The organism is Actinoplanes oblitus, from assembly GCF_030252345.1.
Classification (GTDB): Bacteria; Actinomycetota; Actinomycetes; order Mycobacteriales; family Micromonosporaceae; genus Actinoplanes; species Actinoplanes oblitus.
In genome coordinates, this window is record NZ_CP126980.1 from 7,855,902 (window position 1) to 7,882,641 (window position 26,740).

Annotated in this window: 25 protein-coding genes; 16 read left to right on the forward strand and 9 right to left on the reverse strand. The window is 71.7% G+C overall.

Annotated elements, in window-relative coordinates; genetic code table 11:
• The first annotated feature begins 5 nt into the window (after nucleotides 1-5).
• From Actob_RS34935 to Actob_RS34945, 3 genes are all read left to right on the forward strand, one after another.
• Nucleotides 6-1,067, forward strand: coding sequence for an ATP-binding protein (locus Actob_RS34935; RefSeq protein ID WP_284916183.1), 1,062 nt, complete (start codon nucleotides 6-8; stop codon nucleotides 1,065-1,067).
• Nucleotides 1,060-3,552, forward strand: a complete 2,493-nt coding sequence (locus Actob_RS34940; RefSeq protein ID WP_284916184.1) for a DUF5682 family protein — start codon at nucleotides 1,060-1,062, stop codon at nucleotides 3,550-3,552. The genes Actob_RS34935 and Actob_RS34940 overlap by 8 nt, the downstream gene beginning before the upstream one ends.
• A gap of 366 nt (nucleotides 3,553-3,918) precedes the next feature.
• The gene (locus Actob_RS34945) at nucleotides 3,919-5,103 is read left to right on the forward strand and encodes a VWA domain-containing protein (protein WP_284916186.1); all 1,185 of its coding nucleotides are present in this window, start codon (nucleotides 3,919-3,921) and stop codon (nucleotides 5,101-5,103) included.
• A gap of 223 nt (nucleotides 5,104-5,326) precedes the next feature.
• On the opposite strand, the gene Actob_RS34950 is transcribed toward Actob_RS34945, so the two are convergent.
• The gene (locus Actob_RS34950) at nucleotides 5,327-5,899 is read right to left on the reverse strand and encodes an AAA family ATPase (protein WP_284916187.1); all 573 of its coding nucleotides are present in this window, start codon (nucleotides 5,897-5,899) and stop codon (nucleotides 5,327-5,329) included.
• Nucleotides 5,900-5,970: 71 nt separating this feature from the next.
• Here Actob_RS34950 and Actob_RS34955 point away from each other — a divergent pair, with 71 nt between their 5' ends.
• Nucleotides 5,971-6,714 carry a class I SAM-dependent methyltransferase gene (locus tag Actob_RS34955; protein WP_284916188.1) on the forward strand — a complete coding sequence of 248 codons (744 nt, stop codon included), beginning with the start codon at nucleotides 5,971-5,973 and terminating at the stop codon, nucleotides 6,712-6,714.
• A 121-nt stretch (nucleotides 6,715-6,835) separates the two neighbouring features.
• Here Actob_RS34955 and Actob_RS34960 read toward each other — a convergent pair whose 3' ends face one another.
• The gene (locus tag Actob_RS34960; protein WP_284916189.1) at nucleotides 6,836-7,387 is read right to left on the reverse strand and encodes a DUF4142 domain-containing protein; all 552 of its coding nucleotides are present in this window, start codon (nucleotides 7,385-7,387) and stop codon (nucleotides 6,836-6,838) included.
• 135 nt (nucleotides 7,388-7,522) lie between these two features.
• Complete coding sequence (locus Actob_RS34965; RefSeq protein WP_284916190.1) at nucleotides 7,523-7,744, reverse strand: hypothetical protein; 222 nt, start codon at nucleotides 7,742-7,744, stop codon at nucleotides 7,523-7,525.
• Nucleotides 7,745-8,069: 325 nt separating this feature from the next.
• On the opposite strand from Actob_RS34965, the gene Actob_RS34970 reads away from it, so the two are divergent.
• Complete coding sequence (locus Actob_RS34970; RefSeq protein WP_284916191.1) at nucleotides 8,070-8,822, forward strand: hypothetical protein; 753 nt, start codon at nucleotides 8,070-8,072, stop codon at nucleotides 8,820-8,822.
• Nucleotides 8,823-8,881: 59 nt separating this feature from the next.
• Here Actob_RS34970 and Actob_RS34975 read toward each other — a convergent pair whose 3' ends face one another.
• Complete coding sequence (locus tag Actob_RS34975; RefSeq protein ID WP_284916192.1) at nucleotides 8,882-10,852, reverse strand: S8 family serine peptidase; 1,971 nt, start codon at nucleotides 10,850-10,852, stop codon at nucleotides 8,882-8,884.
• 118 nt (nucleotides 10,853-10,970) lie between these two features.
• Nucleotides 10,971-12,200: an IPT/TIG domain-containing protein gene (locus Actob_RS34980; protein ID WP_284916193.1), complete on the reverse strand. Its 1,230-nt coding sequence runs from the start codon at nucleotides 12,198-12,200 to the stop codon at nucleotides 10,971-10,973.
• Nucleotides 12,201-12,576: 376 nt separating this feature from the next.
• Between Actob_RS34980 and Actob_RS34985 the strand changes: the two genes are divergently transcribed.
• Nucleotides 12,577-14,265 (forward strand): IPT/TIG domain-containing protein, encoded by a 1,689-nt coding sequence (locus tag Actob_RS34985; RefSeq protein ID WP_284916195.1) that lies wholly within the window; start codon nucleotides 12,577-12,579, stop codon nucleotides 14,263-14,265.
• Nucleotides 14,266-14,336: 71 nt separating this feature from the next.
• Here Actob_RS34985 and Actob_RS34990 read toward each other — a convergent pair whose 3' ends face one another.
• Entirely contained in the window at nucleotides 14,337-15,005 is a 669-nt protein-coding gene (locus Actob_RS34990) for a hypothetical protein (protein WP_284916196.1), read from the reverse strand.
• Nucleotides 15,006-15,270: 265 nt separating this feature from the next.
• Between Actob_RS34990 and Actob_RS34995 the strand changes: the two genes are divergently transcribed.
• From Actob_RS34995 to Actob_RS35015, 5 genes are all read left to right on the forward strand, one after another.
• Nucleotides 15,271-15,558, forward strand: coding sequence for a DUF1540 domain-containing protein (locus Actob_RS34995; RefSeq protein ID WP_284916197.1), 288 nt, complete (start codon nucleotides 15,271-15,273; stop codon nucleotides 15,556-15,558).
• A gap of 143 nt (nucleotides 15,559-15,701) precedes the next feature.
• Nucleotides 15,702-16,454: an NUDIX hydrolase gene (locus Actob_RS35000; protein WP_284916198.1), complete on the forward strand. Its 753-nt coding sequence runs from the start codon at nucleotides 15,702-15,704 to the stop codon at nucleotides 16,452-16,454.
• Nucleotides 16,451-17,335, forward strand: coding sequence for a protein kinase family protein (locus Actob_RS35005; protein ID WP_284916199.1), 885 nt, complete (start codon nucleotides 16,451-16,453; stop codon nucleotides 17,333-17,335). The genes Actob_RS35000 and Actob_RS35005 overlap by 4 nt, the downstream gene beginning before the upstream one ends.
• Nucleotides 17,336-17,356: 21 nt before the next feature.
• Complete coding sequence (locus tag Actob_RS35010; RefSeq protein ID WP_284916200.1) at nucleotides 17,357-18,196, forward strand: hypothetical protein; 840 nt, start codon at nucleotides 17,357-17,359, stop codon at nucleotides 18,194-18,196.
• Between the two features lie 2 nt (nucleotides 18,197-18,198).
• Nucleotides 18,199-19,401, forward strand: a complete 1,203-nt coding sequence (locus tag Actob_RS35015) for an adenylosuccinate synthetase (protein WP_284922442.1) — start codon at nucleotides 18,199-18,201, stop codon at nucleotides 19,399-19,401.
• Here Actob_RS35015 and Actob_RS35020 read toward each other — a convergent pair.
• The gene (locus Actob_RS35020; RefSeq protein ID WP_284916201.1) at nucleotides 19,374-19,586 is read right to left on the reverse strand and encodes a DUF2283 domain-containing protein; all 213 of its coding nucleotides are present in this window, start codon (nucleotides 19,584-19,586) and stop codon (nucleotides 19,374-19,376) included. The two genes, Actob_RS35015 and Actob_RS35020, sit on opposite strands and share 28 nt — an antisense overlap.
• Nucleotides 19,587-19,756: 170 nt before the next feature.
• Here Actob_RS35020 and Actob_RS35025 point away from each other — a divergent pair, with 170 nt between their 5' ends.
• Both Actob_RS35025 and Actob_RS35030 read left to right on the forward strand, forming a co-directional pair.
• Nucleotides 19,757-20,176 carry a hypothetical protein gene (locus Actob_RS35025; RefSeq protein WP_284916202.1) on the forward strand — a complete coding sequence of 140 codons (420 nt, stop codon included), beginning with the start codon at nucleotides 19,757-19,759 and terminating at the stop codon, nucleotides 20,174-20,176.
• Nucleotides 20,176-21,558: a multicopper oxidase family protein gene (locus Actob_RS35030; RefSeq protein ID WP_284916203.1), complete on the forward strand. Its 1,383-nt coding sequence runs from the start codon at nucleotides 20,176-20,178 to the stop codon at nucleotides 21,556-21,558. The genes Actob_RS35025 and Actob_RS35030 overlap by 1 nt, the downstream gene beginning before the upstream one ends.
• A 17-nt stretch (nucleotides 21,559-21,575) precedes the next feature.
• On the opposite strand, the gene Actob_RS35035 is transcribed toward Actob_RS35030, so the two are convergent.
• Both Actob_RS35035 and Actob_RS35040 read right to left on the reverse strand, forming a co-directional pair.
• Nucleotides 21,576-22,727 (reverse strand): DUF5925 domain-containing protein, encoded by a 1,152-nt coding sequence (locus Actob_RS35035; RefSeq protein ID WP_284916204.1) that lies wholly within the window; start codon nucleotides 22,725-22,727, stop codon nucleotides 21,576-21,578.
• 107 nt (nucleotides 22,728-22,834) lie between these two features.
• Nucleotides 22,835-23,269, reverse strand: coding sequence for a nitroreductase family deazaflavin-dependent oxidoreductase (locus tag Actob_RS35040; protein WP_284916205.1), 435 nt, complete (start codon nucleotides 23,267-23,269; stop codon nucleotides 22,835-22,837).
• Nucleotides 23,270-23,452: 183 nt separating this feature from the next.
• On the opposite strand from Actob_RS35040, the gene Actob_RS35045 reads away from it, so the two are divergent.
• Genes Actob_RS35045 through Actob_RS35055 form a run of 3 tightly spaced genes read left to right on the forward strand, consistent with a single transcriptional unit; the run spans nucleotide 23,453 to nucleotide 26,714 of the window.
• Nucleotides 23,453-25,351 carry a S8 family peptidase gene (locus Actob_RS35045; protein ID WP_284916206.1) on the forward strand — a complete coding sequence of 633 codons (1,899 nt, stop codon included), beginning with the start codon at nucleotides 23,453-23,455 and terminating at the stop codon, nucleotides 25,349-25,351.
• A gap of 26 nt (nucleotides 25,352-25,377) precedes the next feature.
• Entirely contained in the window at nucleotides 25,378-25,977 is a 600-nt protein-coding gene (locus Actob_RS35050) for a sulfite oxidase-like oxidoreductase (RefSeq protein WP_284916207.1), read from the forward strand.
• Nucleotides 25,947-26,714, forward strand: a complete 768-nt coding sequence (locus Actob_RS35055; protein ID WP_284916208.1) for a ferredoxin reductase — start codon at nucleotides 25,947-25,949, stop codon at nucleotides 26,712-26,714. Before Actob_RS35050 ends, Actob_RS35055 begins: the two co-directional genes overlap by 31 nt.
• Nucleotides 26,715-26,740 lie beyond the last annotated feature (26 nt).

Sequence of the window (26,740 nt, forward strand, 5' to 3'; positions counted from 1 at the left end):
TTCGCGTGACTGTTCTGCGACCGCACGCCGAGGATCAGTATGCCGACGAGCTGGCTCAGCTGGCCGCCGCCGACGACCGGCCCCGGCCGCCCGGCTGGCGGCTGTCGCCGCACGCCGTGGTGACGTACCTGCTGGGTGACGGCGCCAAGATCACTCCGAAGTACGTGGGACCCCGCCGGCTGATCGAGGTGGCCGTCTCGACGCTGGCCACCGACCGGGCGCTGCTGCTGCTCGGCGTGCCCGGCACCGCCAAGACCTGGGTCTCCGAGCACCTGGCCGCGGCCATCTCCGGCGACTCCACCCTGCTGGTGCAGGGCACCGCCGGCACCGCCGAGGAGGCGATTCGGTATGGGTGGAACTATGCCCGTCTGCTCGCCGAGGGCCCGACCGAGGCGGCCCTGGTGCCCAGCCCGATCATGCGGGCCATGCGGACCGGGTCGATCGCCCGGCTGGAGGAGCTCACCCGGGTGCCGTCCGACGTGCAGGACGCGCTGATCACCATCCTGTCGGAGAAGACGCTGCCGGTCCCGGAGCTGGGCACCGAGGCGCAGGCGGAGCGCGGGTTCAACCTGATCGCCACCGCCAACGACCGCGACCGCGGGGTGAACGAGCTGTCCAGCGCGCTGCGCCGGCGGTTCAACACGGTGGTGCTGCCGGTCCCGGCCAACGCCGACGACGAGGTGGAGATCGTGGCCCGGCGGGTGGCGCAGCTCGGCAAGTCGCTCGACCTGCCCGAGGTGCCCGCCGCGCTCGACGAGATCCGGCGGGTGGTCACCGTCTTCCGTGAGCTGCGCGCCGGCCTGACCGAGGACGGGCGGACCAAGCTGAAATCGCCGACCGGCACACTCTCCACCGCCGAGGCGATCTCGGTGATCACCAACGGGATGGCGCTCGCCGCGCACTTCGGGGACGGCACTCTGCACCCCGGTGACGTGGCGGCCGGCATCGTCGGTGCGGTGATCAAGGATCCGGTGTCCGACGCCGTCGTCTGGCGGGAGTACCTGGAGACGGTGGTCCGGGAGCGGCCCGACTGGCTCGACTTCTACCGGGCCGCCCGCGATGCCTGAGCGGTTCTACGGCGTCCGGCATCACGGGCCCGGGTCGGCCCGGGCGGTGGTGCGGGAGTTGGCCGCTCAGCAGCCGGAGATCCTGCTGGTGGAGGGGCCGCCGGAGGCCGACGAGCTGGTCCGGTGGGTGGCCGGCGACGGGTTGGAGCCGCCGGTCGCGCTGCTGGGTTACTCGGTGGACGATCCGGGGCGGGCGGCGTTCTGGCCGTTCGCGGTGTTCTCGCCGGAGTGGCAGGCGATCCGGTGGGCGGTGGAGCGCGGGGTGCCGGTGCGGTTCTTCGACCTGCCCTATGCGTTTCGGGTGGCGGGCTCCGATCGGCGCGTGTCCGATCCGGATCAGCCTGGTGGGGCTGACCACGACAGTTCTTCCGGCGAGCCGGGGAACGCGCTCGGCGCCGGCCGCGACGGATCTCCCGGCGAGCCGGGGAGCGAGTTGGAGGCCGGCCGGGGCGGATCGCCCGGCGAGCCGCGGGGCTCGGCCGAGGCGGATCGGGGTGGGACTGTCGGCTCGTCCGGGGGTGCGGCCGGCGCTGAGCCGGGGCGGGGCGGGGCTGCGGGCGTACCGGAAGAGGCTGGGGAAAGCGTGAGTGGACCGCCGTCCGGGACCACCGCGCTGCCGCCTCCGGCGGAGGAGGCCGCGACGCGGCCGGTGGATCCGATCGGCGAGCTCGCCGCGGCGGCCGGGTATGACGATCCGGAGCGCTGGTGGGAGGACGTGGTCGAGCACCGCGGGGTGCCGGTGTTCGAGGCGATCGCGGAGGCCATGGCGGCGATCCGGGAGGGTGCGCCCGAGGATCCGGACGACCTGCTGCGTGAGGCGTACATGCGGACGGTGCTGCGCGAGGTCCGGCGCAAGCACGAGAACATCGCGGTGATCTGCGGGGCCTGGCACGTGCCGGCGCTCACCCGGAAGGTCCCGGTCAAGGACGACACCGCGCTGCTCAAGGGCCGGCGCAAGGGGAAGGTCGCGTTCACCTGGGTGCCGTGGACCTACGGGCGGCTGGCCTCCTGGTCCGGTTACGGCGCGGGCGTGCGGTCGCCGGGGTGGTACCACCACCTGTTCACCAGCGCGGACTCGGTGGTGCCGCGGTGGCTGGTGGACGCGGCCGGGGTGCTGCGCGCCGAGGGGGTGCCGACCTCGTCGGCGCACGTGATCGAGGCGACTCGGCTGGCCGAGACGCTCGCCACGCTGCGCGGGCGGCCGCTGGCCGGACTGGCCGAGGTGACCGAGGCGGCCGAGGCGGTGCTGTGTGACGGGGAGCCGCTGCGCACCGAGTTGATCGCGCGCAAGCTGGTGGTCGGCGAGCGGCTGGGCGCGGTGCCCGCCGAGATGCCCGCCGTTCCGCTGGCCAAGGATCTCGCCGCCCAGCAGCGCACGCTGCGGCTCAAGCCGGAGGCGACCGAGCGCAACCTGGAGCTGGACCTGCGCAAGGACACCGACCTGCGCCGCAGCCGCCTGCTGCACCGGCTGCGCACCCTGGACGTGCCGTGGGGGCAGCCGGCGGCCGGGCGGCGCGGGACCGGGACGTTCCGCGAGGAGTGGACGCTGCGGTGGCAGCCGGAGTTCGCGGTGCGGCTCGTCGAGGGCGGCATGTGGGGCACCACGGTGCTGGCGGCGGCGACCGCCCGGGTGGTGCGCCGGGCCCGGGCGGCGGAGAGCCTCGCCGAGGTGACGGCGCTGCTGGAGACGTGCCTGCTGGCGGAGCTCGGGGAGGCGTACCCGGAGGTGCTCGCCGCGCTGGACACCCGGGCCGCGCTGGACGCCGACGTGCATCATCTGATGGCGGCGCTGCCCGCGCTGGCCCGGACCATGCGGTACGGCGACGTGCGGCGTACCGATGTGGCCGGGCTCGCCACAGTGACCGCGAGCCTGCTGAAGCGGATCTGTGCCGGGCTGCCGTCGGCGGCCGGGTCGCTCTCCGACGACGCGGCCCGGCGACTACGCGACGGGGTGGACGGCGTGCACCAGGCGGTCGGCCTGCTCGCCGATCCGGACCTGCGCGAATTGTGGCTGGGCACGGTGGAGTCGCTGGCCCGGCGGCCGGATCTGCACGGGCTGCCGGCCGGGCGGCTGACCCGGCTGCTGCTGGACGCGGGACGGCTGGACGCGGCCGAGGTGCGGCGCCGGTTGCGGCTGCCCCTGACCGTGGGGACACCGCCCGCGCACGCGGCCGCCTGGGTGGAGGGGTTCCTGGCCGGGGGCGGCTTGCTGCTGGTGCACGACGACGCGTTGCTGGGTCTGGTCGACGACTGGCTGGCGGATGTGCCGGCCCAGGCGTTCGACGACGTGTTGCCGCTGCTGCGGCGGACGTTCGGGACCTTCGAGGCCGGGGAGCGCCGGGCCATCGGGGAGCGGGTGGCCGGTCCCCGGGCCGGGGCGGCCGCGGCCGGTGCCGCGATGCTCGACGAGGAACGGGCGCTGGCTGTTCTGCCGGCGCTCGGTGCCCTGCTGGGGCGTGAGATCCGGGTCCGGGAGGACGTATGAACGGGGATGTTTCACGGCTTTTCTCGCACTCCGCGGAGGAGCGTCCGCCGGGGGTGGCGGATGCTTCGCCAGCGGTGATGCGGTTCTCGCATCCGGCCCCGGAGCTGGCCGGTGAGGCGGTGGCGCATTCGGCGGCGGCGGTGTTCTCGCATCCGCGTGCCGCGGGCGGCTCGGAAACGGGCGACTCACGCGCGGGCCGCTCCGCCAGCGGCGGTGCGGGTGGCAGCGGGCGGGCCGGCGGGCACGGGTCCGGCGACCGCCGGGAAGGGGGACGGGCTGGCCGGGCGGATGTCGATGGTCAGGGCGCGGCTGAAGGTGCTCGACGCGGCTCGGGCCGCCGGCCGGGCGCGCGGTCGGGGCGGCGCGATGGCTGAGCGGGACGAGGCGGCTCGGGAGCGGCTCCGGCGGTGGCGGCTCGTGTTGGGTGGGCCGGCCGAGGAGTCGCTGGGCAAGGCCGAGGGGCGGGACGGGGCGATGGACGCGGCGCTCGCGGCGCTCTACGACGCGGGCGGGGACGGGGACGGGACGCCTGCCAGGCGATCCGCCGGGCTGGGTGGGTCGGCGCCGAAGGTGGCCCGCTGGCTCGGCGACATCCGGGAGTATTTCCCCAGCACCGTGGTGCAGGTGATGCAGGCCGACGCGATCGAGCGGCTGGACCTCACCCGGCTGCTGCTGGAGCCGGAGATGCTGGCCGCCGTCGAGCCCGACGTGCACCTGGTCGGCACCCTGCTCTCGTTGAACAGGGTGATGCCGGAGGCCACCAAGGACGCCGCCCGGCAGGTCGTGCGCACGGTGGTCGAGCAGCTGGAACGCCGGATCGCGCAGCAGACCCGGGCCGCGGTCTCCGGTGCGCTGAACCGGGCCGCCCGGATCAACCGGCCGCGGCACGCCGACATCGACTGGGACCGGACGATTCGCGCCAACCTCAAGCACTACCAGGCCGAACACCGCACGGTGATCCCGGAGCGGCTGATCGGGTACGGCCGGCGCAGCACAGCGGTGCAGCGGGACGTGATCCTCTGCGTGGACCAGTCCGGCTCGATGGCGGCGTCGGTGGTGTTCTCCGGGGTGTTCGCGGCGGTGCTGGCGTCGATGCGGTCGCTGCGGACGTCGCTGGTCGTCTTCGACACCGCGGTGGTGGACCTGACCGAGCAGCTCAGCGATCCGGTCGAGGTGCTGTTCGGCACGCAGCTCGGCGGCGGGACCGACATCAACCGGGCGATCGGGTACAGCCAGCAGTTGATCACCAGGCCGCGGGACAGCGTATTCGTGCTGATCAGCGATCTCTACGAGGGTGGCGTGCGGTCGGAGATGCTGCGCCGGGTCGCCGAGATGACGGCAGCCGGGGTGCAGGTGGTGGTGCTGCTGGCGCTCTCCGACGAGGGCGCGCCGGCCTACGACCACGAGAACGCGGCGGCCTTGGCGGCGCTCGGGGTGCCGGCGTTCGCGTGCACGCCTGACGCTTTCCCGGACCTGATGGCGGCGGCGATCGAACGGCGGGACCTGACGGCGTTCGCGGAGCGCTTCGCGGACCGCGAAGCATCGAGCTGACGGAGGCGGCCCGGAGGTCACCGGAGGCGGAAGCGGCGGGCTGACCGGCGACCACCCACCGGCCGCCCATGCAGTGGAAGCGGCGGGCTGACCGGCATCCGCCCACCGGCCGGCTGGCGAGGCAGTCCGTGAGCCGGCTTCCCGCGCGGCGGGGCAATCCGTGAGCCGGCTTCCCGCGCGGCGGGGCAGGCCGCAACCGGCCGGCCGCGCGGCGGGGCAGCCGCTACCGGTTGCCGGCCGTGCAGCGGGGGCAACGGTCCGGGCAGGAGGTGAGCGCCACCGCGGTGGCCAGGCCGCTGTCGTGCAGGATCAGGTCCACGGTCGCCGCGAAGCCGGACTCCTCCGGGATGACCCGCTCCCCCGGCACACCCAGCAGGTCGAGCGGGTGGTACCACTCGCGCATCTGCTCGGCGGTGACCGGGATCGGCTCGGCACGGCCCAGGTGGCGGCGGACCGTCTCGTCGAAGGAGACGTCGAGGAAGTACGCGGCCGCCGGCCCGGGATGCCCGGCGATCAGGTCACGCAGGGCGGCGCCGTAGCGGCCGGTCCACAGGATGCCCTCGAGGACCACGTGATATCCGCTGTCCAGCGCGGTACGCGCCATCGCGGTGATGAACCGAGGCGCCACCGGATCGGGGCCGCTGTCGTGCTCCCGCAGGATGATCCGGCGCAGGTGGTCCTGCTCGATCAGGGCACAGCCTCGGCCGTACCGCCGGCGGACCTCGCGGGCGGTAGTGGTCTTGCCGCTGCCCGAGTTGCCGCGGATCACGACCAGCGTCGGGTAAGGCCTCAACATGTCAGCACACATTACTTCAAACCAGCGGACAGGTCGTGACAGGCACGCTCGAAGTAAGTAGCGTGTAGCCCATGAATCCTTACATCTGGCAGGAGTCGTGGGATCGTCAGCAGGCCGGTTTCATGCCGGACCGGGAGCATCGGTTCGACGCGATGCTGACCGCTGTCGGCGCGGTCACCGGTGGCGCGCCGCCGCGGCTGCTGGACCTGGCCGGCGGCACCGGGTCGATCAGCCTGCGGACGCTGGCCCGCTTCCCGGGCGCGCGGGTCACCGTGCTGGACCAGGATCCGGTGCTGCTGGCCATCGCCGAGGGATCACTTGCCGGCCGGGCCACCATCGTCGACGCCGACCTGGGCGACCCGGGCTGGCGGGCGAAGCTGCCGCACGAGGAGTTCGACGCGGTGCTGACCGCTACCGCGTTGCACTGGCTGCCGGCCGAGCGGACCGCCGCGCTGTACGCCGAGATCCGGGAGGTGCTGCGCCCGGACGGCATCTTCGTGAACGCCGACCACATGCCGGAGGAGGGGTTGCCGGACTTCTCCCGGCGGCTGCGTGACCAGGCCCGGGCCGAGCGGAACGCCCGGTACGCGTCCGGGGCCGCGACGTCGTGGGAGGAGTGGTGGAAACGCGCAGCGGCCGACGAGAGCCTGGCGGCCAAGGCGGTGGAGCGGGCCCGGATCTATCCGACCGGGCACGCGGCCGAGTGGAACCCACCGGCGACCTGGCATGTGGACGCGCTGCGGGCGGCGGGATACCGGGAGGTCGGCATGCTGTGGCGCGGCGGCACCGACGCTGCGGTGCTAGGGGTGCGCTGACCGGGCGAACTGAACGCACAAAGCCGCCTGAGGCATAGGCGACCAACAGGGCAGAGAAGCGAACGGCCGCGGCGCTACCCGCCGCGGCCGTATCCAGCTGATGCCGGAAAGCTGGGTGCCGTCAGTGCGTACGGCCGCCGGCTTCGAGGTATCCGGCGAGCCCCTCTGACGCCGCGACGCTGCGCAACTGCTGCACGTGGCCGCTGACGACCGGCGCGGCTTTCGCCGCCAGTTCCTTCACCGAGGTCTCGGTTCCCTGATCCGCTTCGGCCGTGATCAGCGCAAGCGCCTCCCGGTGGCCGGCCAGCTGCGAGGTGAGGTAAAACTCGTCGAACGCACCGGCTTCGGCCACCTCATACCGATGCACCATCGCCCGTTGCTCCTCCGTCGGCGAGGACGGTAGCGCGACTCGTAGCTTGCGCGCCACCGAGCCGACTTCCCCATCCATCCAGATGTGGTCCCGCATGAAGGACGCGGCCAGGCTCTTGAGGTCCGGGTCCGTCGCCTTCCTCCAGGCGATCCGCCCGGCGGCGATCTCCGCGAGGTTGGTCTGGTGGGCCGCGCGCAGGAACGCGACGTCCCGTTCCGACGGGTCGGCGGCCCGCGCGGCGGTAGCCGGAAGACACAGGAGCCCAGCGATGCCGAGCGTCGCGGGAATACGACCGAAAAACATGCTCATCTCCTCAAATAGGGCATCTTTACCCTAGTCACGGAGATGTGCGCTCGATTCGCTTTCGGCGACTTCGGCGGAACGATGACGCGGGTCGCGCTGGAGCCGGCCATCAGCGCCGGAAACCAGCCGCCGGGCTCATTGAGTCCAGCGCAGAAAGCGATCGAAGAGTTCCGATGCCGGCGTGTGCGGCATGTCCCGTGCGGCCTCCTCGAGGTAGTCCCACATCAACACGGCAAGATCCATCTGGCCGTGCCCCCGGGACAGGATCAGCTGGGCCGGCTCGCACGGCCATCGGCGGCCACAGACCCGACAATCCCACAGCGGCCGGGTGGGCAGGTGCTCCGCTTCCGCGGTCATCGCCGGCAACCCGCCGGCCGGGCGCAGGACCGCACCACATCGTGCCGCACGTGGCCTCCCTCCGGATCCGGGCACGGCGGGACGACCCCGGATCCGCCCGCCAACGCACCCGTGCACCACACGATGCGCGCACCGATATACCGGGTCAACCACAGGCGAGCAGCGATCCCTTTCCGGGTGATAGCAGCGACGGGAAGCCGACAGCAGGGACTTCCGGATCGCCGTCGGGCACAGCCGTTAAGCCGATTCTCTCCCGATATGTCCCTATCTCTGAAAACATGGATGTTCGCTGCGAACCGATCATCAGAAACCGGAGGATGGTGACATGAGCGACGCCGAGCAGGGCGAAACCACGCCCGAGGGCAGTCTGTACGCCTCGGCGGCGGCCACCACCGCGGAGCGCCGCAACCGGCGTCGCAAGCAGGCCCTGGTCGGCGCGACCGGCCTCGCGGCGGTGCTCGCCGGAGCCGGCTTCCTGGCCACCCAGTTGATGCAGGCGAGTCAGCCGAGCCTCCCGGAACCGGCCGCGCTCGCCCCCGCGACCACGCAGACACCATCGGATGCACCGGTGACCTCCGATGTGCCCACCCAGCCACCGGCGTCTCGCGCCACCAAGCCGGCTCAGGCCGCGAAACGCAGCCCGACGCCCACCCCGTCGGTCGACCGGGCGAAGATCGAGCAGGAGATCGCCGCGGCGCGGGCCTCCGCCGCGGCCGACGGTGTGCCGCTGAAACGGCCGTTGACCGCGCCGAACGGAGTTCAGGAGGCGACAAGCGTGCGGACCGAGAGCACCCGCGAGGGATCGGTACGGATCACGACAGCCCACTACGACCTGACCGGTCACCAGCCGCTACTGATCGCGGCGGACCGGGGCAAGCCGGTCGGCGGCGGAGTGCGCTGCACGAACAAGGTCCGATTCAGCGCGAATGCCCCGGCCGTGGAGCGCCCCAGCCTGCTGCTGTGCTGGCGCACCTCCAGCGAGCGCAGCGTGGTCACGATGGCCACCAATCCGAGCGGCGAACCGGATCCGCAGGACAGCGTGAAAATCATCGACCGGGAGTGGGCGACGCTGGACTGACCCGCCGGCACGGCGAAGCCGCGACAGGAGGTTCCTGCCGCGGCTTCGCTACTAGCGGGTCAGCCGACCACGACGGCGCTGGTCGCGCCGGCCACCGAGGTGGTGGCCGGGACCACCGCGCGGTACTGCTGACCGACGGTCAGGTTGCTGACGTTCACCTTGGTCGCGGTGCTGGCGGTGGCGAACTGCGCCACCTTCTTCCAGGTGCCGGCGAGGTACTGCTGCACCTCGACGGTCAGCCCGGACGGCGAGGCGACGCTGATCGTCATGACCCGGCTCGCGCTTTTCACCGCGGCCGCCGTGCTGCGCACGGTGTACGCCGCGGTGCCGGTCGCGGCCTCGTTGGTGGTGGTCGCGGCGATCCGCAGCTGCACCTGGTAGCCGCCGGTGGCGACCCGGTTCGCGGTGACCATGCCGGTGGCCGAGGTGACCACGTCGACGCACTGGAACGTCTTACCGGTCTCGGCGACGCAGAGCTGGGCGCTCTTCGCCGTCCACGCCTTCCCGCCGGCGGTCACGCTGAACGTGGTGACGGTGGTGCTGCCGTAGGTGAGGTCGGCCGCTGCCGTGTTCGGCACGATGACCGGCTTGGCCTTGCCCACCGGGGTGGTGGAAGCACTCGGCGACGGGGCGGCCGAGCTCGGCGCGACCGTCGGCGCCTTGGAGGTCGGAGCGGTGGTCGGCGCGCTGGTCGGCGCGCTGGTCGGCGCGGTGCTGCTGGGCGCGGTGCTGGTCGGCGCGGCGGTAGGCGCGGTGCTGGTCGGCGCGGCGGTAGGCGCGGTGCTGGTCGGCGCGACAGTCACAGGCGCCTTCGTAGCCGTCGTCACGGTCGCCAGGGCAGCCACGGCGTCGACCCGGCCGTACCCGAAGTCGTTGTCCTTGCCGGCGGTCCCGAGGTCGACGGCGGACGTCTCCATCGCCTTCTCGATCTGGTCCGGGGTCAGGCTCGGCTGCGCGGCCTTGAGCAGCGCGGCCAGCGCCGCGACGTGCGGCGACGCCATCGAGGTGCCGCTCATCGTGCCGTAGCTGCTGCCCAGCGCCGCCGGGTAGGTGCTCAGGATGGCGCTGCCCGGCGCCGCCACGTCGACGTAGCTGCCGGCGTTCGAGTAGCTCGCCACCTTGTCCGCCGAGTCGGTGGCGGCGACCGCGATGACGCCGGCCTCGGCCGCCGGGTAGCTGGTCGGGCTGCCGCTCGTCCGCTCGTTGCCGGCCGCGGCCACCACGGTGACCCCCTTGCCCCGGGCGTACGCGATGGCGTTGGTCACCGCCGTGACCTGCGAGCTGGCCCCGAGCGACATGTTGATGACCTGGGCGCCGTTGTCGGCGGCCCAGACGATGCCCTCCGCGGCGTCGGACATGTAGCCGCTGCCGTCCGCGCCGAGCACCCGCACCGGCAGGATCTTGGCGTCCGGCGCCACCGAGGAGACCCCGATGGTGTTGCCGGTGACCGCGCCGATGGTCCCGGCCACATGCGTGCCGTGCCCGTTCGGGTCGATGTTGCCGCCGGCCTTGTCGGTGGTGGCGTCCCAGCCGGTCAGCACCTTGCCGGTCAGGTCGACGTTCGTCGCGTCGACGCCGGTGTCGATCACCGCGACGGTCACGCCCGCGCCCGTCGACTTCTGCCAGGCGTCGGTGGCCCGCATGGTGGCGAGATCCCACTGCTTGGGGCGGTACAGGTCGGAACCGGTCGGCGCCTCCAGCGCGACAGCCTTGACGTCAATCTCCACGCCGATCGCGCCCTCGGCCCGCTGCGCGTCCTTGACCAGCTTGGCGGCGCTCGCCTTGTCGGTCGCCTGCTTGACCGTGACGACCGGCCGGCCGTTCTTGTCGAGGGTGGTGCTGACGACGCGGGCCGGCTTCTCCGCCGAGACCGTCGCCGGCACCAGCTGCTCGGCGCTCGCGGTCAGCCCGTAGGTGACCGGCGTCCAGTCCGGGCTACCGGCCGGCAGGGCGAACGCGGCCACCGCACCGAGCGCACCAGCGGCAACGGCTCCGGCGGCGTAGCGGCGCAGCTGAACCTTCTTCGACAACGTTCCTCCCCAAGAATCTCTTGGGGACGAGAATCCGGTCGGGAAGGTGCGCGCGGAGGTCCGGCGGGGTTGCCGGTCGGGAGCAGGCTTTACGGTACGGCTGGAGCACCCTCGCCGGTCAGAAGGGCGCGACGATGAACCCGGAACCGCTGCTGATCACCGTGGGGTCGGCGGTGCCGGAGCCGATGGTGCCGTCCGAGACGAGCGTGACGATGTAGGCCCCGTCAATGATCGGCGATCCGGTGACGCTGCTGTTCGTCGGGTCCAGCCGGTTCAGCGTCAGGTCCAGGGTGCAGACCAGCTCGGTGTCGGTCACCACGGTCACCGTGGTGCACTCCGCGACGCCCCGGTTGGTGGACGAGTTGAAAGCCCCGTCGACCAGGAAGACGTGCGAGTTGCTGCTGGTCGGGGTGCCCGCGGTGAGGTCGAAGGTGCGGGTCAGGAAACCCGCGCCGATCACGTCGAGGCTGACCGAGGTGCCGGCGGCGGCGGTGTTCGGCGAGACGGTGATGCCGTTGCTGTAGGTGAACGGGATCGGAGCGTCGGGTGTCGCCGGGTCGCCGTCCTGCGGCAGGCCGTTGTTGTCCGGGTCGAGGCTGCTCACCGTGCCGCCGGCGGCCGTCACCGTGAGCGCCAGGTTGCTGCCCGCGGTGCGCGGCCCGGTCGTCGCGGTGAAGCTGGCGCCGGTCGTCGCCACCTTGACGTTGGTGAGCGGCGCCCCGGCGATCGAACCGCTGATCGGCGCGACGCTGTTGAAGCCGGTACCGACCACGGTGATCGACTGACCGCCGGCCGCCGGGCTGGTCGCCGGCGTGATCGAGGTGATGGTGGGCTTGAGCACCAGCGTGTAGACCGAGCTGGCGATCAGCGTGGTGCCGGCGTTGTCGTAGACGCAGACGTTCCACTTCGCCGTGGTCTGGCCGCCGACGAGCACCAGGCCCGTCGCGTTGATGCTGCTGTTCGGGTAGGACGCGGTGGGCACCTGGAACGCGATCTTGGTGGTGGAGATCCGCGTGACGGTGGCCGGGTCGACGGTCTGCGCACCGGCCGTCGGCGTGCTGCTCGTGGTACCGGTGATCTGGGTGATCGTCCGCACCCCCGCCGAGCAGGCGTTGTACTGGAACTGCACGGTCGGCTTGCTGCCCGCCGCGAAGGGCGTGGGGTTCGTGGTGCTCGGCGGCACCGTCCCGACGATCGTCTTGCCGACGCCGCTGGCCCCGTACGGACTGCTCAGCGTCATGGTCAGTGCCACCGCGCCGGCCGGCGCGGCCGCCCCGGAGAGGACTAGGACGGTGGCGGCGGCGCCGACCACGCCGATCCGGCCGAAAGCCTGCGGAAAAACAATCATCAGACACTCCTGCGGCGGCGGTCACGGGCGCTCAAGGGCGAGCGTAACCAGCCCGATAAACCTCAGAAGCCGAAATAGCCAGGCGTCCGGAAATGCCGCCACAAGCCAATTCCGCCGATTATCCCGCACCGCCGAAAAGACCGCAGGAATATTCACAACGACACCTACAAGAGGCTCGTGAGCTGCGGATACATCATGACGAGCCGTCTGTGCGCCTGATCGAGTGCTCACTTCGGCAATCAATTTCATCACTCTAGGCATCTACCCAATCACACCAAGTTACGCTTCCGGCGAGAAAAGCCCGACGGCGCTGCGAGCGGCCGCGGGCGCACCCCATCCCAGAGACGGTTTTCCAGAAACCGTAGGAGGACCTCGCATGCGTAAGTCCCAAACACGCACCGGAGCCCGGCGCGCCCTGCGCGCCGGGATCACGACGGCGGCGACGGCCGCAGTCGTGGTCGGTGCAACCGCGCTGCCGGCCCAGGCAGCGGCAGTGGCCCTGACGATGAACGTCACATCCGGGGCAAATGACGCCGGCACCATCACCGGCAGTTCGGCCACCCCGTGGCTGATCGGCTACAACACGCCCGCCGCCTACTTCTCCCAGGCAACGTGCCCGCTCACCTGGACCTCGTTGAAGTTCAGCACGAACACGCTACCGAGTTCGGCCGGCACGGGGATCGTGGCGCCGGGCGCCACGAAGAAGGTCAGCAACTCCAAGGTCGCGGTCACTCTCCCGACACCGCAGGCCGGCACGACGGGCGTTCAGATCGACCTGACCGACTACTCGGCCACCGGTGGCACGAGGTACAACCTCTGCGTCTACGGTGCGGCCGTCGCGGACAGCCCCCTGCTCGGCACGGGCGCCTACACGGCCATGGCTCCGGCTCGCGTCACCGCCATCACCCCTGCCGCGGGACCGGCAGCGGGCGGCACCACCGTCACGGTGACCGGCTCCAACCTGCCGACGACGGCCGGCTCGATCACCGCGACGATCGGTGGCATCCCGCTGACGGTGCGGCCGGGAACCGACACCTATTTCACGGCCACCACTCCGTCGGCCGCCCCGCAGTCCAATGCCACGCTCGTGGTGAGCACCTCGGCGGGAACGCAGCGCCTCGCCAACGCCTTCAGCTTCGTCAACGCGACGAACATCGTGCCGAACACGGCGCCGTCGTCCCAGAACACGGTGGATGTCGACGTGACCGGGTCCGGGTTCCTCGGCTTCGACTTCACCGCACCCACCCTGCTCAAGTCGCACGTCTATCTGGTGAGCGGCAAGTACAACCCTGGATCGGGTAGCACACCGGGCACCGGCGCCAAGACCAACGGCCCGACCTCCGAGTGCTCCAACGTGCTGGTGATCGACGACAAGGAGATCATCTGCACGCTGCAGCTGTCGGCGGCTTACGCCGCCAGCGCGTCGGCGACCGGCTACACGACGACCACCGACGCTGACGCCAACTACCAGACGGCGTCCGCGTACTCGCCGCTCGGCGCCGCCACCATCAGCGGTACCAACACCATCACTCTCACCAGCGGAACCTTCTCCGCGTCGATGGTCGGCCTGAGTGTCACCGCGACAAACGGAACCACCGGTGTACTGGGCTCTAACAAGTTCATCACCGCGGTGAACGGCGCGGCCGCGACAATCAACTCGACCTCGGGCGTCACTAACGGCGACGTCACCGCGGTGACCGTGGGCGGCGCCGCACGGACGACGGGTAACCTCACCACTGTCCTCGGAAGTACCGCGGTCACTGCGGGTACGGTGCAGTTCTACTCCGCCGATGTTGGCCGCCGGATCTTCGATGGCGGCACGAACTTCGAACCTGGAACGGTCATCACCGCCGTCGGTGCGGATGGCCAGAGCGCCACGCTGTCGAAGGCGGCGATCGGCGCCAGCTCGTCAGCCACTCCTTCGATCCAGCGCGGTGTGGCGGTCCCCGACGGCTCCTACAACCTCACCGTGGTGAGCAACGGAGCGAAGGGCATCGCCGACGCCACCACCTACACCCAGTCGGTGGTATCAAGCGCCGCAACTTTTACTGTGTCTGACTTCTGATCCCACATCCGACTCCTAGCGAGCCGGCGGCCAGGTGCGAAGCACCTGGCCGCCGGTCTTTTCCGGCCGGATCACCCCATCTCCGCCCAGCGACGCTCGATCGCCGCCACGCTCTTGCTTCGGGACGGCTGCCCGTTCAAAGCGACCGTCACGGTGTAGACACTCTTGTTCGCACTGACCCGCCAGCACAGCAGCAGATTGCGCCGGACATGCGCCTTGTCGTTGTTCTGCAACTTGATGCGCTGCGAGCATTCGATGCCGTTCCCGGCGGATTCGCCGGCCCCCGAAATCCAGGCGAGTTCTCGCTGCCCGGTGAGGTCGCTGCGTGCCGACACGACCCGCATGGTGGCCTTGTCCTTCCTGATGTCCCCGCTGTTGGTGACCTGAAGGTCTTTCACCGGTACCGGCGGCGGGGCCTGCAGTGGCCTTTTGATCTCGACCTTGCCGAGGATCGCCGATTTCCGGGCCTCGGCCACCCGCTTCTTCTGGGACGGGGAAAGCGACGGCGGCGTTTTCGACGGCATCGGCATGGACAGCACCGACCCCCGCTGATCCGATGGCGACGGAGCCACCTGTGCCGAGCCGGATGCTCCCCCGCTTTGGCCCGGGCGCGAATCGGCGGCCTCGTGCGCGTCGCTGCCACAAGCGCCGGCGCCCAGCAGCAACACCATTCCGGTCGCCGCCGCCAACGTCCGCCCCATGGCGCGCGCCCGATGATTTCTCGACAAGCCGACAGTCATGCTCTCGTTCCTCCAAGTGTGGGTGACTCGGACTGTCCATGCTGGCAGTGGGGCCCACCGCGCACCGCGGAACGGCGACAAACTCAGCCATTCCACAGCGGCAGCCATGACGCACCAATGGCATCACCGCCACCACGTCTTTCGAAAGGCAGGCTTGCCTAACAATTCTTCGCTTCCGGGATATTTGCCGGGAAATTGTGTTAAGGAGTCCCGGAAATGGATACCTTGGGGGCGGCGAGAACGGGACGACGGAGGAGGACGCGCGATGACTCAGATGATGAACATGCCCCGGGTCCAGACCTGCACGGTCACCGACTGTGGCTACAACCACGACGGATGCACCGCGTTCGCGATCACCATCGGGGACCTGAACGCGGAGTGCGACACGTTCGTCGGCTCCGGGCTCAGCGGCGGGATGGGCGTGGCCACCGCTCAGGTGGGCGCCTGCAAACGGGCCGACTGCAAGTACAACCACGATCTCGAATGTCAGGCGCCGGCCATCACCGTCGGCGCCTCGGCGGACCGCGCCGACTGCCTGACGTACGAGAAGTAGGGACCCACCCGGAGCGAAGCCCGCCGCGAGACGGCGGGCTTTCGCATGCCCGGGACATTGACAGGGGCACCCGGCCGCGCTAGGTTGCTCTCACATCGAGTAAGACTCATACCGAGTAGAACTCAGACGGAGAAGGACTGACCATGACGGACGAGGCGAGTTTCCTGGCCGGGTACGACCCCCGGGACTACCCGGCCGTCGCCGTGACCGTCGACGTCGTGGCCCTGACGATCCGGGACGGCAAGCTCTGCGTCCTGCTCGTCGAGCGCGGCGAGCAGCCCTTCGCCGGCCGGCGCGCCCTCCCCGGCGGCTTCGTCCGGGAGGAGACCCTGGACGAGGCCGCGCGCCGCGAGCTGGCCGAGGAGACCGGCCTGCTGCCCGGGGCGAAAGACCTGGAGCGGGTGCACCTGGAGCAGCTCCGGACGTACGGGAACCCCGGCCGCGACCCCCGGATGCGCGTCGTCTCGGTGGCCTACCTGGCCTTCGCCCCGCACCTGCCGGAGCCGACCGCCGGCAGCGACGCCGCCCGCGCCTACTGGGTGCCGGTCGAGGCGGCCGGGGACCTCGCCTTCGACCACGACCAGATCCTCGCCGAGGGCCTCGACCGGGCCCGCGACAAGCTCGAGTACACCCCGCTCGCGACCGCCTTCGTCGACCCCGAGTTCACCATCTCCGAGCTGCGCGCGGTCTACACCGCGGTCTGGGGCGAGGAGCTGCACGCCGGCAACTTCCACCGCAAGGTGCTCTCGGTGCCGGGCTTCGTGGAGAGCACCGGCGAGACCGCCACCCGCGGCGGCGAGCGCGGCGGACCCAAGCCCAAGCTCTACCGGGCCGGCGACGCGACCCTGCTGCACCCCGCTCTGCTGCGGCCGACCAGGGAGGACCGGATCAGATGAGAGCTTCCTTCGAGGAGGTGGCCGCCGCGATCCGGGCGGCCGGCACGTTCGCCGAGCTGGTCGACACCACGGGGGTCGACAGCCGGCGGCAGTCCGCGTACCGGATCCTGGCGAGGATCGTGCACCCGGACGCGGCCGGCCCGGCGCTGCGCGAGCCGGCGACGGCGGCGTTCACCAAGTTGCACGATCTCTACCAGCATCCGGGCGCCTGGCGCTCGGGCGACATCGCGGACCTCCACGAGGACGGGGACCTGCTCGTCAAGATCCCCCGGAGTCCGCTGGACAACGATCTGATGGCTGCCGAGGCGAGCGCGCTGGGCCGGCTCCGCAGCCACGGCCACCCGGACTTCCAGGCCTACGCCCCACGGCTGATCACGAGCGAGCCGCGCGACGGCCGTACCGTCAATGTCCTGACCCGGCGGCGCGGCTTCCGCGACCTGACCGGCAGCCGCGATCTGACGCCTGCCGATCTGGTCTGGATCTGGCGGCGGCTGCTGGCCGGCCTGGGCTGGGCGCACCGCGCGGGCCTGGTGCACGGCGCCGTCTTCGAGGAGCACGTGCTGATCGAGCCGCGCCGCCGCGGCCTGGTCCTGGTCGACTGGTGCTACGCCACCGGCGCCGGGACCCGGCCGAAAGCGATCATCGCGAAGCGCGAGCGGGACTACCCGCCGGAGGTGCTGGCGAGGCAGCCGGTCACCGCCGCCACCGACATCCACCTGGCGACCCAGCTGATGATCCGCCTGTTCGGCAGTGCCATGCCGGATCCGCTGCGGCGCTTCGCCGACGGCTGCCGCTTTCACCGGCCACCGATGCGCCCGCAGAACGCCTGGCGGCTGCTGACCGAACTCGACGCGCTGATCCCCCCGCAATACCGCATCTAGAGACCCCCCGAGGAGATCGACATGGGAAGCGGACGCTGGTCCACCGACGTCTACGCCGCCGCCGAGCACTACCGCGCGGCCACCGGCCAGAGCGCCTTCGCCTACAGCGACGGCGGCGCCCGCGAGGTGCATCCGGACCTCGACCCGCACGGCGTGTTCATGCGGGAGTGCCGGGACAGCGACGAGCACCCGGAAAGCACGCCGATCGTGGTGATGTTCGACGTCACCGGCTCGATGCGGCACGTGCCGCGGGTGCTCCAGGCCCGGCTGCCGCAGCTGCTCGGCCTGCTCACCAGGCAGGGACGGGTCACCGATCCGCAGATCATGTTCGGCGCGATCGGCGACGCCACCTGCGACCGGGTCCCGCTGCAGGTGGGCCAGTTCGAGTCGGACAACCGGATGGACGAGGACCTGTCCAAGATCGTCCTGGAGGGTGGCGGGGGCGGCGGCAAGCGGGAGTCCTACGAGCTGGCGATGTACTTCCTGGCCCGGCACGTGGTCACCGACTCGATGGTGCGGCGGCAGCGGAAGGGTTTCCTCTTCCTGATCGGTGACGAGATGCCCTACGACCGGGTGGAGCCGGGCCAGGTCGGCAAGGTGATCGGCGACGACCTGCGCCAGGCGATCCCGACCCGGGACCTGCTCGCCGAGCTGCGGCGCAAGTTCGAGGTCTTCTTCATCCTGCCCACCGCCGCGAGCAACGGCGGTGACCAGCAGGTGCTGCGGGCCTGGCGGGACCTGCTCGGGCAGCACGTGCTGGAGCTGGACGACCTGGACGAGGTCTGCGAGACGATCGCCCGGCAGGTGACCACCGACTCGCCCAGCACGCCGCAGCTGTCGCTGACCACCCGCCGGCTGTGACGATCGAGCACGTCGCGGTCGTCGACCTCGGCTACGGGGATGCCGGCAAGGGCACCGTGGTGGACGCGCTGTGCGGGCGCCGGGCGGTGCGTGCGGTGCTGCGCTTCAACGGGGGAGCGCAGGCCGCGCACAACGTGGTCACCGACGACGGGCGGCACCACACGTTCAGCCAGTTCGGCTCGGGCACCCTCCGCGGCGTGCCCACCCACCTGACCCGGTTCATGATCGTTGATCCGCTCGCGCTGGCCGCCGAGGCGGCCGCCCTCGGCAACCCGTTCCACCTGCTCACGGTCGATGGGGACGCACTGCTCGCCACTCCGTGGCATCGCGCGGCGAATCAGCGCAGGGAACGCTCGGACCGGCACGGTTCCTGCGGGATGGGCGTCGGCGAGACTGTCGCGTACGCCTTGAGCAGCCCCGAGGCGCCCCGGGTCGCCGACGTGCTCGCCCCGGCCCGCCTGCGCCGCCGGCTCGCCCTGCTGCGGGACGCCTACGAACTCCACGACATCCCGCTCGACGCCGTCGTCGACGCGTTCACGGCGTTCGGCCGGACGGTCCGGATCGTCGACGACCGTCACACCGACCGGCTGCTGGCCGAGGGCCCGTGCGTCTTCGAGGGCGCGCAGGGCGTGCTGCTCGACGAGTGGCGCGGCTGGCACCCGCACACCACCTGGTCCACCACCACCTTCGACAACGTGACGCGGTTGTGCTCGTCGTTCCGGCGGCTCGGGGTGGTGCGGACGTACACCACCAGGCACGGGGCCGGGCCGTTCGTCACCGAGGACGCCACCCTGCGGCTGCCCGAGGCGCACAACGGGCACGGTGCGTGGCAGGGGCCGTTCCGGACCGGGCACTTCGACGCGGTGGCCCATCGGTACGCCGTGACGGTGGCCGGCGGCGTCGACGAGCTCGCCGTCACCCACCTGGACGTGCCCGGCCGCGAGCCCGGCCTGCGGATCTGCACCTCCTACCGGGGCGCCGACCGGATCGTGCCGGGGGCGCACCGGGATCTGGCCCACCAGGCGGCCCTGACCTCGTGGTTGTTCCGGGCCGAGCCCGCCGGGCTGCACCGGCCCGGCGACTGGGCGGGAGCCATCGGCGAGCTGCTCGGGGCCCCGGTCACCCTGGAGTCGTACGGCCCGCGCGCCGCCGACAAGCGGTTCGCCGTCCGAGGTGGTCACCCCATGCTGTCGCGCAGTGCCTGAGGAATCTGCCGCTCGGCGTCCAGCAGCTCGACGCCCAGCAACTCACCGGACTCGGCGAAGCGGAGCAGGGCGGGCACGTCGCCGTCGCCACCGTCGACCGGCAGCTTGACCGAGCCCTCGCCGGGCTCGATGGCGCGGAACTCCAGGTACGCGGCGTTCGCCTGTGGATCGTGACGCAACCTCATCGGACCATTATGGAAGACGACCGCATGACCCTGGAGTCGTACTGCCCGCAGGCCCGCGGCACGCCCCGTGGGAGTACGCCGCCCGTCCGGATACGCCCGCTGGTGTATTGCCGGGCCCGGGCCCGGGGAGAACGCTGAGACGCATCGGTTCTTTGAAGGGGGAAAGCCCGATGCGCTCCGCATATCGAGCTGTTTCTGGATTGATCCTGCTCGGCGTCGTCGTGCAGCTCGTCGTGATCGCCGCCGCGTGGTTCCAGGTGCTCAACGACGTGGACAACGGCGGCGTCTTCGACAACAACACCCGCAACTGGGCGCACAACGCGCACAGCGTGGTCGGCATGATGGTGATCCCGCTGCTGGCGGTCGCGCTCCTGGTGATCTCCTTTTTCGCCGGGGTCCCGAACGGGGTGCGGTACGCCCTGCTCGTCTTCGGCGCCGTGGTCCTGCAGATCGTCCTGGCGTTCGCCAGCTACAGCGTGCCCGGCCTGGGCGCGCTGCACGGGCTGAACGCGCTGGCCGTCGCCGGCCTCGCCGAGAACGCCATGCGCAAGGCCCGCGTCGCCCGGCAGATGCCCGCAGCGGTGGCCTGATGCGCCGCTCGACCAGGGCCGCCATCGCCGTGGTGGCGGCCCTCGCCGTGCTCGGCCCGATCGGCTGGTTCTGGTACGACAGCCTGGTCCCCGGCACCTACGACATGGCCGCGATGGGGTACGCCGACAACGGTGGCGGCCCGGCGGCCGGCCACGATCACGCGGCCGGGCTGTCGGTGGCCGACCTGCGCGGCCCGAGCGGGACCCCGGATGTGGCGGTGACGCTGACCGCCCGCGAGCAGGGTGCGCGGTACACGTTGAACGGCACCTCCCCCGGCCCGGAGATCCGGGCGAAACAGGGACAGCTGATCCAGGTGACGCTGGTCAACGAGTCGGTGCCGGACGGCGTGACACTGCACTGGCACGGGGTGAACGTGCCGAACGGGGAGGACGGCGTCGCCGGGGTGACCCAGGACGCGGTGCCGCGCGGGCGCAGCTTCGTCTACCGGTTCGTCGCGAAGGACGCCGGCACCTACTGGTACCACTCCCACCAGGTGTCGCACGAGCAGGTCCGCAAGGGTCTGTTCGGGGCGCTGGTGATCGTGCCGCGCGGAGCCGCCGAGCCGGACCAGGTGGCGATGGTGCACACCTACCAGGGCAGGCGCACCATCAACGGCAACCCCGAGACCTCGGCGCTGTCCGCCGAGCACGTCCGGGTGGTCAACACCGACGCCGGGCCGATCCGGATCTGGGTCAGCGGCACCACCTTCCGGATCACCGCTGTCGACGGCCACGACGTCAACCAGCCGGGCCTGGTGGCGAACCAGGCGGTGCTGGTCACCGCGGGCGGCCGGGTGGATCTGCGGCTCACCGGGCCCGGCCGGGTGGACGTCGGCGGTGGTGCGGCGCTGACGGCCGGCGCCGTCACCCCGGTCGCGCTTCCGGGCGACACCGTGGACTTCCTGACGTACGGAAAAATCGCTCCTTACGGTTTCGATCCCGGCAAGGCCGCCAGGCATTTCCGGTACGACATCGGCAGGCGCTTCGGCTTCCTCGACGGCCGGCCGGGCATGTGGTGGACGATCAACGGCCACCTCTTCCCGGACGTTCCGATGTTCATGGTGAACACCGGCGACGTGGTCCGGATGACGGTGCACAACGGCAGCGGCGAGGTGCACCCGATGCACCTGCACGGCCACCACGTCGTGGTGCTCGCCCGCAACGGGGTCGCGGCCACCGGCAGCCCGTGGTGGACCGACTCGCTCGACGTGCCGGACGGCGACACCTTCGAGATCGCCTTCGTCGCCGACAACCCCGGCATCTGGGCCGACCACTGTCACAACCTGGAACACGTGCCGGAGGGTCTGGTCGCGCATCTGGCCTACGCCGGGGTGCGCGGCTCCTACCAGGTCGGTGGGGAGAGCGGCAACACCCCGGAGTGAGCCGGGCCGGCGCCTGCCTACAGGTACATCCCGGTGGACGGGAGCTGTTTCGGGACGGTGACCGGCTGGGCGCCGGTCCTCAGCGCGTAGAGCTCGGCCAGCGTGGCGCCCTCCGGGCCGACACCTGTGGAGGTGCCGAGCCAGGCCACCGCCTCGGGGTAGGGCAGCCGGCCCACCTCGATGCTGGCCAGGCAGCGGCCCGGCCGGATCACCGCGGGGTGCAGCGCCGACAGGTCCTCGTTGGTGGTGATCGCGATCAGCGCGTTGCGGCCCTGGCCGAGCAGGCCGTCGGTCAGGTTGAGCAGCCGGGACAGCGACTGCCCGGCACTGGCCTTGGCGTCCCCGCTGATCAGCTCGTCGCAGTCCTCGAGCATCAGCAGCCGCCATTTCGGCTCGTCCTCGTCGCCGCTGCCCAGCGCCACGCTCATCAGGTAGGCCGGGTCGCCGAACAGCCGCTCCGGGTCGAGCACGCAGTCCACCTGGCACCACGACCGCCACTGCTGGGCGAGCGCCCGCAGCGCGGTGGTCTTGCCGGTGCCCGGCTCACCGTGCAGCAGCAGGAGCCGCCCGGTGACCGAGGTCGCGTCGATCGCCATCAGCCGCTCCAGGGTGTCGGCGACCGGACGGGCGTAGTTCGGCTTGATGCTCTCCCAGGGCGCGGCGCCGATCTCCCGCTGGGTGCGGCGCGGACCGTGCGGGCCGTAGTGCCAGAAGCCGACCGGCACGCTGTCGTCGGCCGGGGCCGGCTCCTCCACCGCGTCGGTGATCACCGCGCGGAGCACCGTCTCGGCCAGCTCGCTGGCGATCGCGGTGACGGTGACCCGGGCCCGGCGGCTCTGCTTCCAGCGCATCACGTGCAGGGTCCAGCCGTCGCCGACGCTGAGCCGGCCGTGCCCGTCGTCCTCCACCGCGTCCCGCACCACGCGGGCGTCCGGAATGGTGAGCGGCGCGTCGGCCTTCAGGTTTTCCAGCCAGGTGGTGCGGCCGAACGGTTCCCGGCCGGTGACGAACGGGTCGAGCGCGATCAGGTCGACCAGGTCCACCAGCCGGTCTCCGTCGTCGACGGAACCGGCCAGCGGCAGGCTGGCCGGCGCGGCCGCGGAGGCCGGGGTGCGGGCGGCCGGGACCGCACCGTTGGCTCGGTCGAGGGGCTGGTGGGGGGTCCGCATGCCTCCATGATCGCGGGCTGGTGCCCTGGTGGCATCCCCTTTTTCCGCGTTGTTCGCGCCCACCGGGCGGGTTGCGGGCGACCGGTCGGGGTCGCCCGCGCCCTCGGTCAGCGACGCGTCAGCAGGAACACCGGGATCAACCGGTCCGTCTTCGTCTGGTACTCCGCGTAGTTGGGAAACGCCTCGACCGCCCTCGCCCACCAGACCTCCCGCTCGGCGCCGGACAGCTCCCGTGCCGTGTAGTCGTGCCGCTCCGCGCCGTCCTGCAGCTCGACATGCGGGTTCTTGCGCAGGTTGTAGACCCACACCGGGTTCTTCGGAGCGCCGCCGAGCGAGCCGACGACGAGATACTCCCCCTCGTGCTCCACCCGCATCAGCGGGGTCTTGCGCAGTTTCCCGGATTTCGCCCCCACGGACGTGAGCAGGACGATCGGTCTGTCCAGGATCGTGTTGGCGTCGGCGCCATCGGTCGCGTCGTATTTCTCGGCCTGCTCGCGCGCCCAGTCGGAAGTGCTGGGCTCGTATTCACCGGTCAGCGGCATACGCCCGATTCTAGGCCCGCCGGTGGATCTCGTGGGATCCAGGCGTGGCACCGGACGGCCGCCGGCCGTCGCCCGGCGGAGCCCGCACCTCGACTGCACCCGGGAGCTGACCCGCGCGCACTCCGGCGGACCGACCTTTGCTCCGGGGGCCGACCACGGCCGGCGGACGAGGGGCGGGGACGAATGCGACGCAGGGCTTTCGCGGGCATGCTGACGGCGGCGGCGCTCGCCACGCTGGGCGCGCTGGTCGTGCCGGTCGGCGGCCCGGGCTGGCAGCCGGTGTCGTACGCCCTGGCCGCCCCGCCGGAGCGGATCCTGCCCGCCGAGGTGTCCGCCGCCAAGCCCGCCCGGGTGGTCAGTACCACCCTGGACGCCGCGGGCCGCCCGGTCGTCCGGGTGCACCAGGCGACCGACAAGGCCACCGCCACCCGGCTGGTGGTCGAGGCGCAGCGGGCGGACAACGCGCTCGGCGTGGAGGTCGACGGCATCGTCCGGGCCCTGGAGGCACCCACCGGGACGGACACCTACCGCGCCAAGCAGTGGGACCTCACCACGATGAACGCGCCCACCGCCTGGCAGCGCTCGACCGGCGCCGGGGTCACCGTCGCGGTGATCGACACCGGGGTCGACGCGAACCACCCGGACCTGGCCGGCCACGTGCTCACCGGGTACGACGCCACCGCCGACCGGCCCGGCGGCACCACCGACGCGCACGGGCACGGCACCCACGTGGCGGGCACCATCGCGGCGCTGACCGGCAACGGGACCGGCGTCGCGTCGGTCGCCCCGGACGTCGAGATCCTGCCGGTCCGGGTGCTCGACGCGAACGGCGTCGGCTACGACTCGGACACCGCCGAGGGCATCGTCTGGGCCGCCGACCACGGCGCTGACGTGATCAACATGTCGCTGGGCGGGACGGACCGGTCCAGCGCGGTGACGAACGCCGTCGCGTACGCCAGGGGTAAGGGTGTGGTCGTGGTGGCGGCGGCCGGCAACGACCGCGCGAAGGGCAGCCCGACCAGCTACCCGGGGGCCGATCCCGGGGTGATCGCGGTGGCCGCCACCGACGCGGCGGACCGGGTGGCGTCGTACTCGAACGCCGGCGACTACGTGGACGTGGCAGCGCCGGGCAGCGCGATCCTGAGCACCTACCCGACCGGGCTGGCGGCCGCCGGATACGCCACCATGAGCGGCACCTCGATGGCCTCGCCGCACGTCGCGGGGTTGGCGGCGCTGCTGCTCGCGGCCTCGCCGGGGCTGTCCCCGGACGAGGTGGAGTCGGCTCTGGAGAGGTCCGCCGTCGACCTCGGGCCGGCGGGCAAGGACACCGATTTCGGGTACGGGCGGGTGGACGCGGTCGCGGCCCTCGACGCGGTCGTCCCGGCCAGCCCGTCGTCGTCCTCGCCTCCCTCGCCGACCGCCCCCACCTCGACTCCCTCGTCGACCGCCTCCCCCACCTCGTCTCCCTCGTCGACCGCCTCCCCCACCTCGTCTCCCTCGTCGACCGCCTCCCCCACCTCGTCTCCCTCGGCGCCCTCGTCTCCCTCGCCGACCGCCAGCACCACCCCGGTCCCCGCCAAGCCGCGGGTCACCACCAGCGTGACCAGCCGGACCGTCGCCTACCGGACCCGCACCAGCACCACCTTCCGGGTCACCACCGCCGGCAAGCCGTGGGCCTCCCAGCCCGTCTCGGTCTGCGTCTCCGTCGGCGGCGGCTCCTGGTCCTGCACCGCCGCCCGGACCGGCACCACCGGCGCCTACACCGTGACCCGGATCGCGACCGCCTCCTTCCGGGTCCGGCTGGTCGCCTCCGGCGCGTCGGCGACCAGCGCGTACACCGTCAGGGCGGCGGTAGCGGTGTCCCGCGGCGCGCGGAAGACGCTGACCGTACGGGTCTCCGGCGCCACCGGCCAGCGACTCATCGTGCAGCGATACCTGCACCAGCGCTGGTCCACCGTGCGCAGCTACGCCGCCACCGGTAGCCGGAAGGTCACCGGCCTGGTCGGCGGCGGCAGTTACCGGGTGGTGCTGGTCTCCACCAGCGGGGTGGCCGGAGTCACCAGCAAGACCGTGAAGGCCTGATCGAACATGGGGTTTACTCATACCCCATGGGCATCATCTCCCGGGGCTTCGGCGGGCGGCGGCGTGACTCCGCACCCGACCTGCCTCCCGGTCAGTACCTGACACACGACTTCCCGGTCCTCTCCGCCGGTCCGACCCCGCGCGTCCCGCTGGACCGGTGGAAACTCACCGTCGCCACCGAGATCGGGGAGAAACACACCTGGGACTGGGCGCAGTTCACCGCGCTGCCGTCCGAGGAGATCACCAGGGACATCCACTGCGTCACCAAGTGGTCCAAGCTCGGCACCACCTGGCGCGGCGTCTCGCTGGACACCCTGTTCGAGGACGTGGAGACCGCCGCCGACTACGTGATGGCGCACAGCTACGGCGGCTACACCACCAACCTGCCCCTCGAGGACCTGCTCGACGGGAAGGCGTGGATCGCCTACGAGTTCGACGGCGAGCCGCTGCACCCGGAGCACGGCGGCCCGGCCCGGCTGCTGGTCCCGCACCTGTACTTCTGGAAGTCGGCCAAGTGGGTCAACGGCCTGGAGATGTTGGTGGAGGATGAGCCCGGCTTCTGGGAGGCCGCCGGCTACCACATGTACGGAGACCCGTGGTCAGAACAGCGCTACCAGGGCGACTGAGCTGGCGGGTCGCCACCGTCTCCGCGATTCGCCAGGAGACGTCGTCGGCCCGCACCCTCGTCCTGGACATCCCGGACTGGCCCGGGCACCTGCCCGGCCAGCACCTCGACCTGCGCCTCACCGCGGAGGACGGCTACTCGGCCCAGCGCAGCTATTCGATCGCCTCGGACTGGTCCGGCGAGGTCCCGGCCTCCGGTGGGGGCCTTGTCGAGATCACCGTGCAGCGCCTGGACGACGGCGAGGTCTCGCCCTATCTGACGGACGTGGTCGAGCCCGGCGACCAGATCGAGCTGCGCGGCCCGATCGGCGGCTGGTTCGTCTGGCGCGCCACCGGGCCGGCCCCGGTCCTGCTGGTGGCCGGCGGCTCCGGCATCGTCCCGCTGATGGCGATGATCCGCGACCGCGGCCGGCGCCGGACCCGCCAGCCGTTCCGGCTGATCTACTCGGTCCGCACCCCCGAGGACGCCTGTTACGCCGACGAGCTGCGCCGCCGCGTCCGCGAGGACCCGGGCCTGGACGTCCACGTCGTCTACACCCGCAAGACCCCGGACGGCTGGCCCACCCCGCCGAAGCGGATCGACGTGTCCACCCTCAACTCGCACGGCTGGCCGCCGGACTTCGGCCCGGACGTCTTCGTCTGCGGCCCGACGTCCTTCGTCGAGACCGCCGCCGACATCCTGGTCGCCCTGGGGCACGACCCGAAGAAGGTCCGCACCGAACGCTTCGGCGGCGGCTAGCTTTCCGGTACGCCCGGAGCGCCGCC

Bases quoted from the DNA above. Each gene is read 5' to 3' on its own strand.
- Actob_RS35040 (WP_284916205.1), bottom strand. From the start codon at position 23,269: ATGCCGCTGACCGGTGAATACGAGCCCAGCACTTCCGACTGGGCGCGC.
- Actob_RS35010 (WP_284916200.1), top strand. From the start codon at position 17,357: ATGGGAAGCGGACGCTGGTCCACCGACGTCTACGCCGCCGCCGAGCAC.
- Actob_RS34955 (WP_284916188.1), top strand. From the start codon at position 5,971: ATGAATCCTTACATCTGGCAGGAGTCGTGGGATCGTCAGCAGGCCGGT.
- Actob_RS35050 (WP_284916207.1), top strand. From the start codon at position 25,378: ATGGGCATCATCTCCCGGGGCTTCGGCGGGCGGCGGCGTGACTCCGCA.
- Actob_RS34960 (WP_284916189.1), bottom strand. From the start codon at position 7,387: ATGTTTTTCGGTCGTATTCCCGCGACGCTCGGCATCGCTGGGCTCCTG.
- Actob_RS34995 (WP_284916197.1), top strand. From the start codon at position 15,271: ATGACTCAGATGATGAACATGCCCCGGGTCCAGACCTGCACGGTCACC.
- Actob_RS34945 (WP_284916186.1), top strand. From the start codon at position 3,919: ATGGCTGAGCGGGACGAGGCGGCTCGGGAGCGGCTCCGGCGGTGGCGG.
- Actob_RS35005 (WP_284916199.1), top strand. From the start codon at position 16,451: ATGAGAGCTTCCTTCGAGGAGGTGGCCGCCGCGATCCGGGCGGCCGGC.
- Actob_RS35000 (WP_284916198.1), top strand. From the start codon at position 15,702: ATGACGGACGAGGCGAGTTTCCTGGCCGGGTACGACCCCCGGGACTAC.
- Actob_RS35045 (WP_284916206.1), top strand. From the start codon at position 23,453: ATGCGACGCAGGGCTTTCGCGGGCATGCTGACGGCGGCGGCGCTCGCC.
- Actob_RS34990 (WP_284916196.1), bottom strand. From the start codon at position 15,005: ATGACTGTCGGCTTGTCGAGAAATCATCGGGCGCGCGCCATGGGGCGG.
- Actob_RS34980 (WP_284916193.1), bottom strand. From the start codon at position 12,200: ATGATTGTTTTTCCGCAGGCTTTCGGCCGGATCGGCGTGGTCGGCGCC.
- Actob_RS34940 (WP_284916184.1), top strand. From the start codon at position 1,060: ATGCCTGAGCGGTTCTACGGCGTCCGGCATCACGGGCCCGGGTCGGCC.
- Actob_RS34965 (WP_284916190.1), bottom strand. From the start codon at position 7,744: ATGACCGCGGAAGCGGAGCACCTGCCCACCCGGCCGCTGTGGGATTGT.
- Actob_RS34950 (WP_284916187.1), bottom strand. From the start codon at position 5,899: ATGTTGAGGCCTTACCCGACGCTGGTCGTGATCCGCGGCAACTCGGGC.
- Actob_RS35025 (WP_284916202.1), top strand. From the start codon at position 19,757: ATGCGCTCCGCATATCGAGCTGTTTCTGGATTGATCCTGCTCGGCGTC.
- Actob_RS35020 (WP_284916201.1), bottom strand. From the start codon at position 19,586: ATGAGGTTGCGTCACGATCCACAGGCGAACGCCGCGTACCTGGAGTTC.
- Actob_RS34970 (WP_284916191.1), top strand. From the start codon at position 8,070: ATGAGCGACGCCGAGCAGGGCGAAACCACGCCCGAGGGCAGTCTGTAC.
- Actob_RS35035 (WP_284916204.1), bottom strand. From the start codon at position 22,727: ATGCGGACCCCCCACCAGCCCCTCGACCGAGCCAACGGTGCGGTCCCG.
- Actob_RS34985 (WP_284916195.1), top strand. From the start codon at position 12,577: ATGCGTAAGTCCCAAACACGCACCGGAGCCCGGCGCGCCCTGCGCGCC.
- Actob_RS35030 (WP_284916203.1), top strand. From the start codon at position 20,176: ATGCGCCGCTCGACCAGGGCCGCCATCGCCGTGGTGGCGGCCCTCGCC.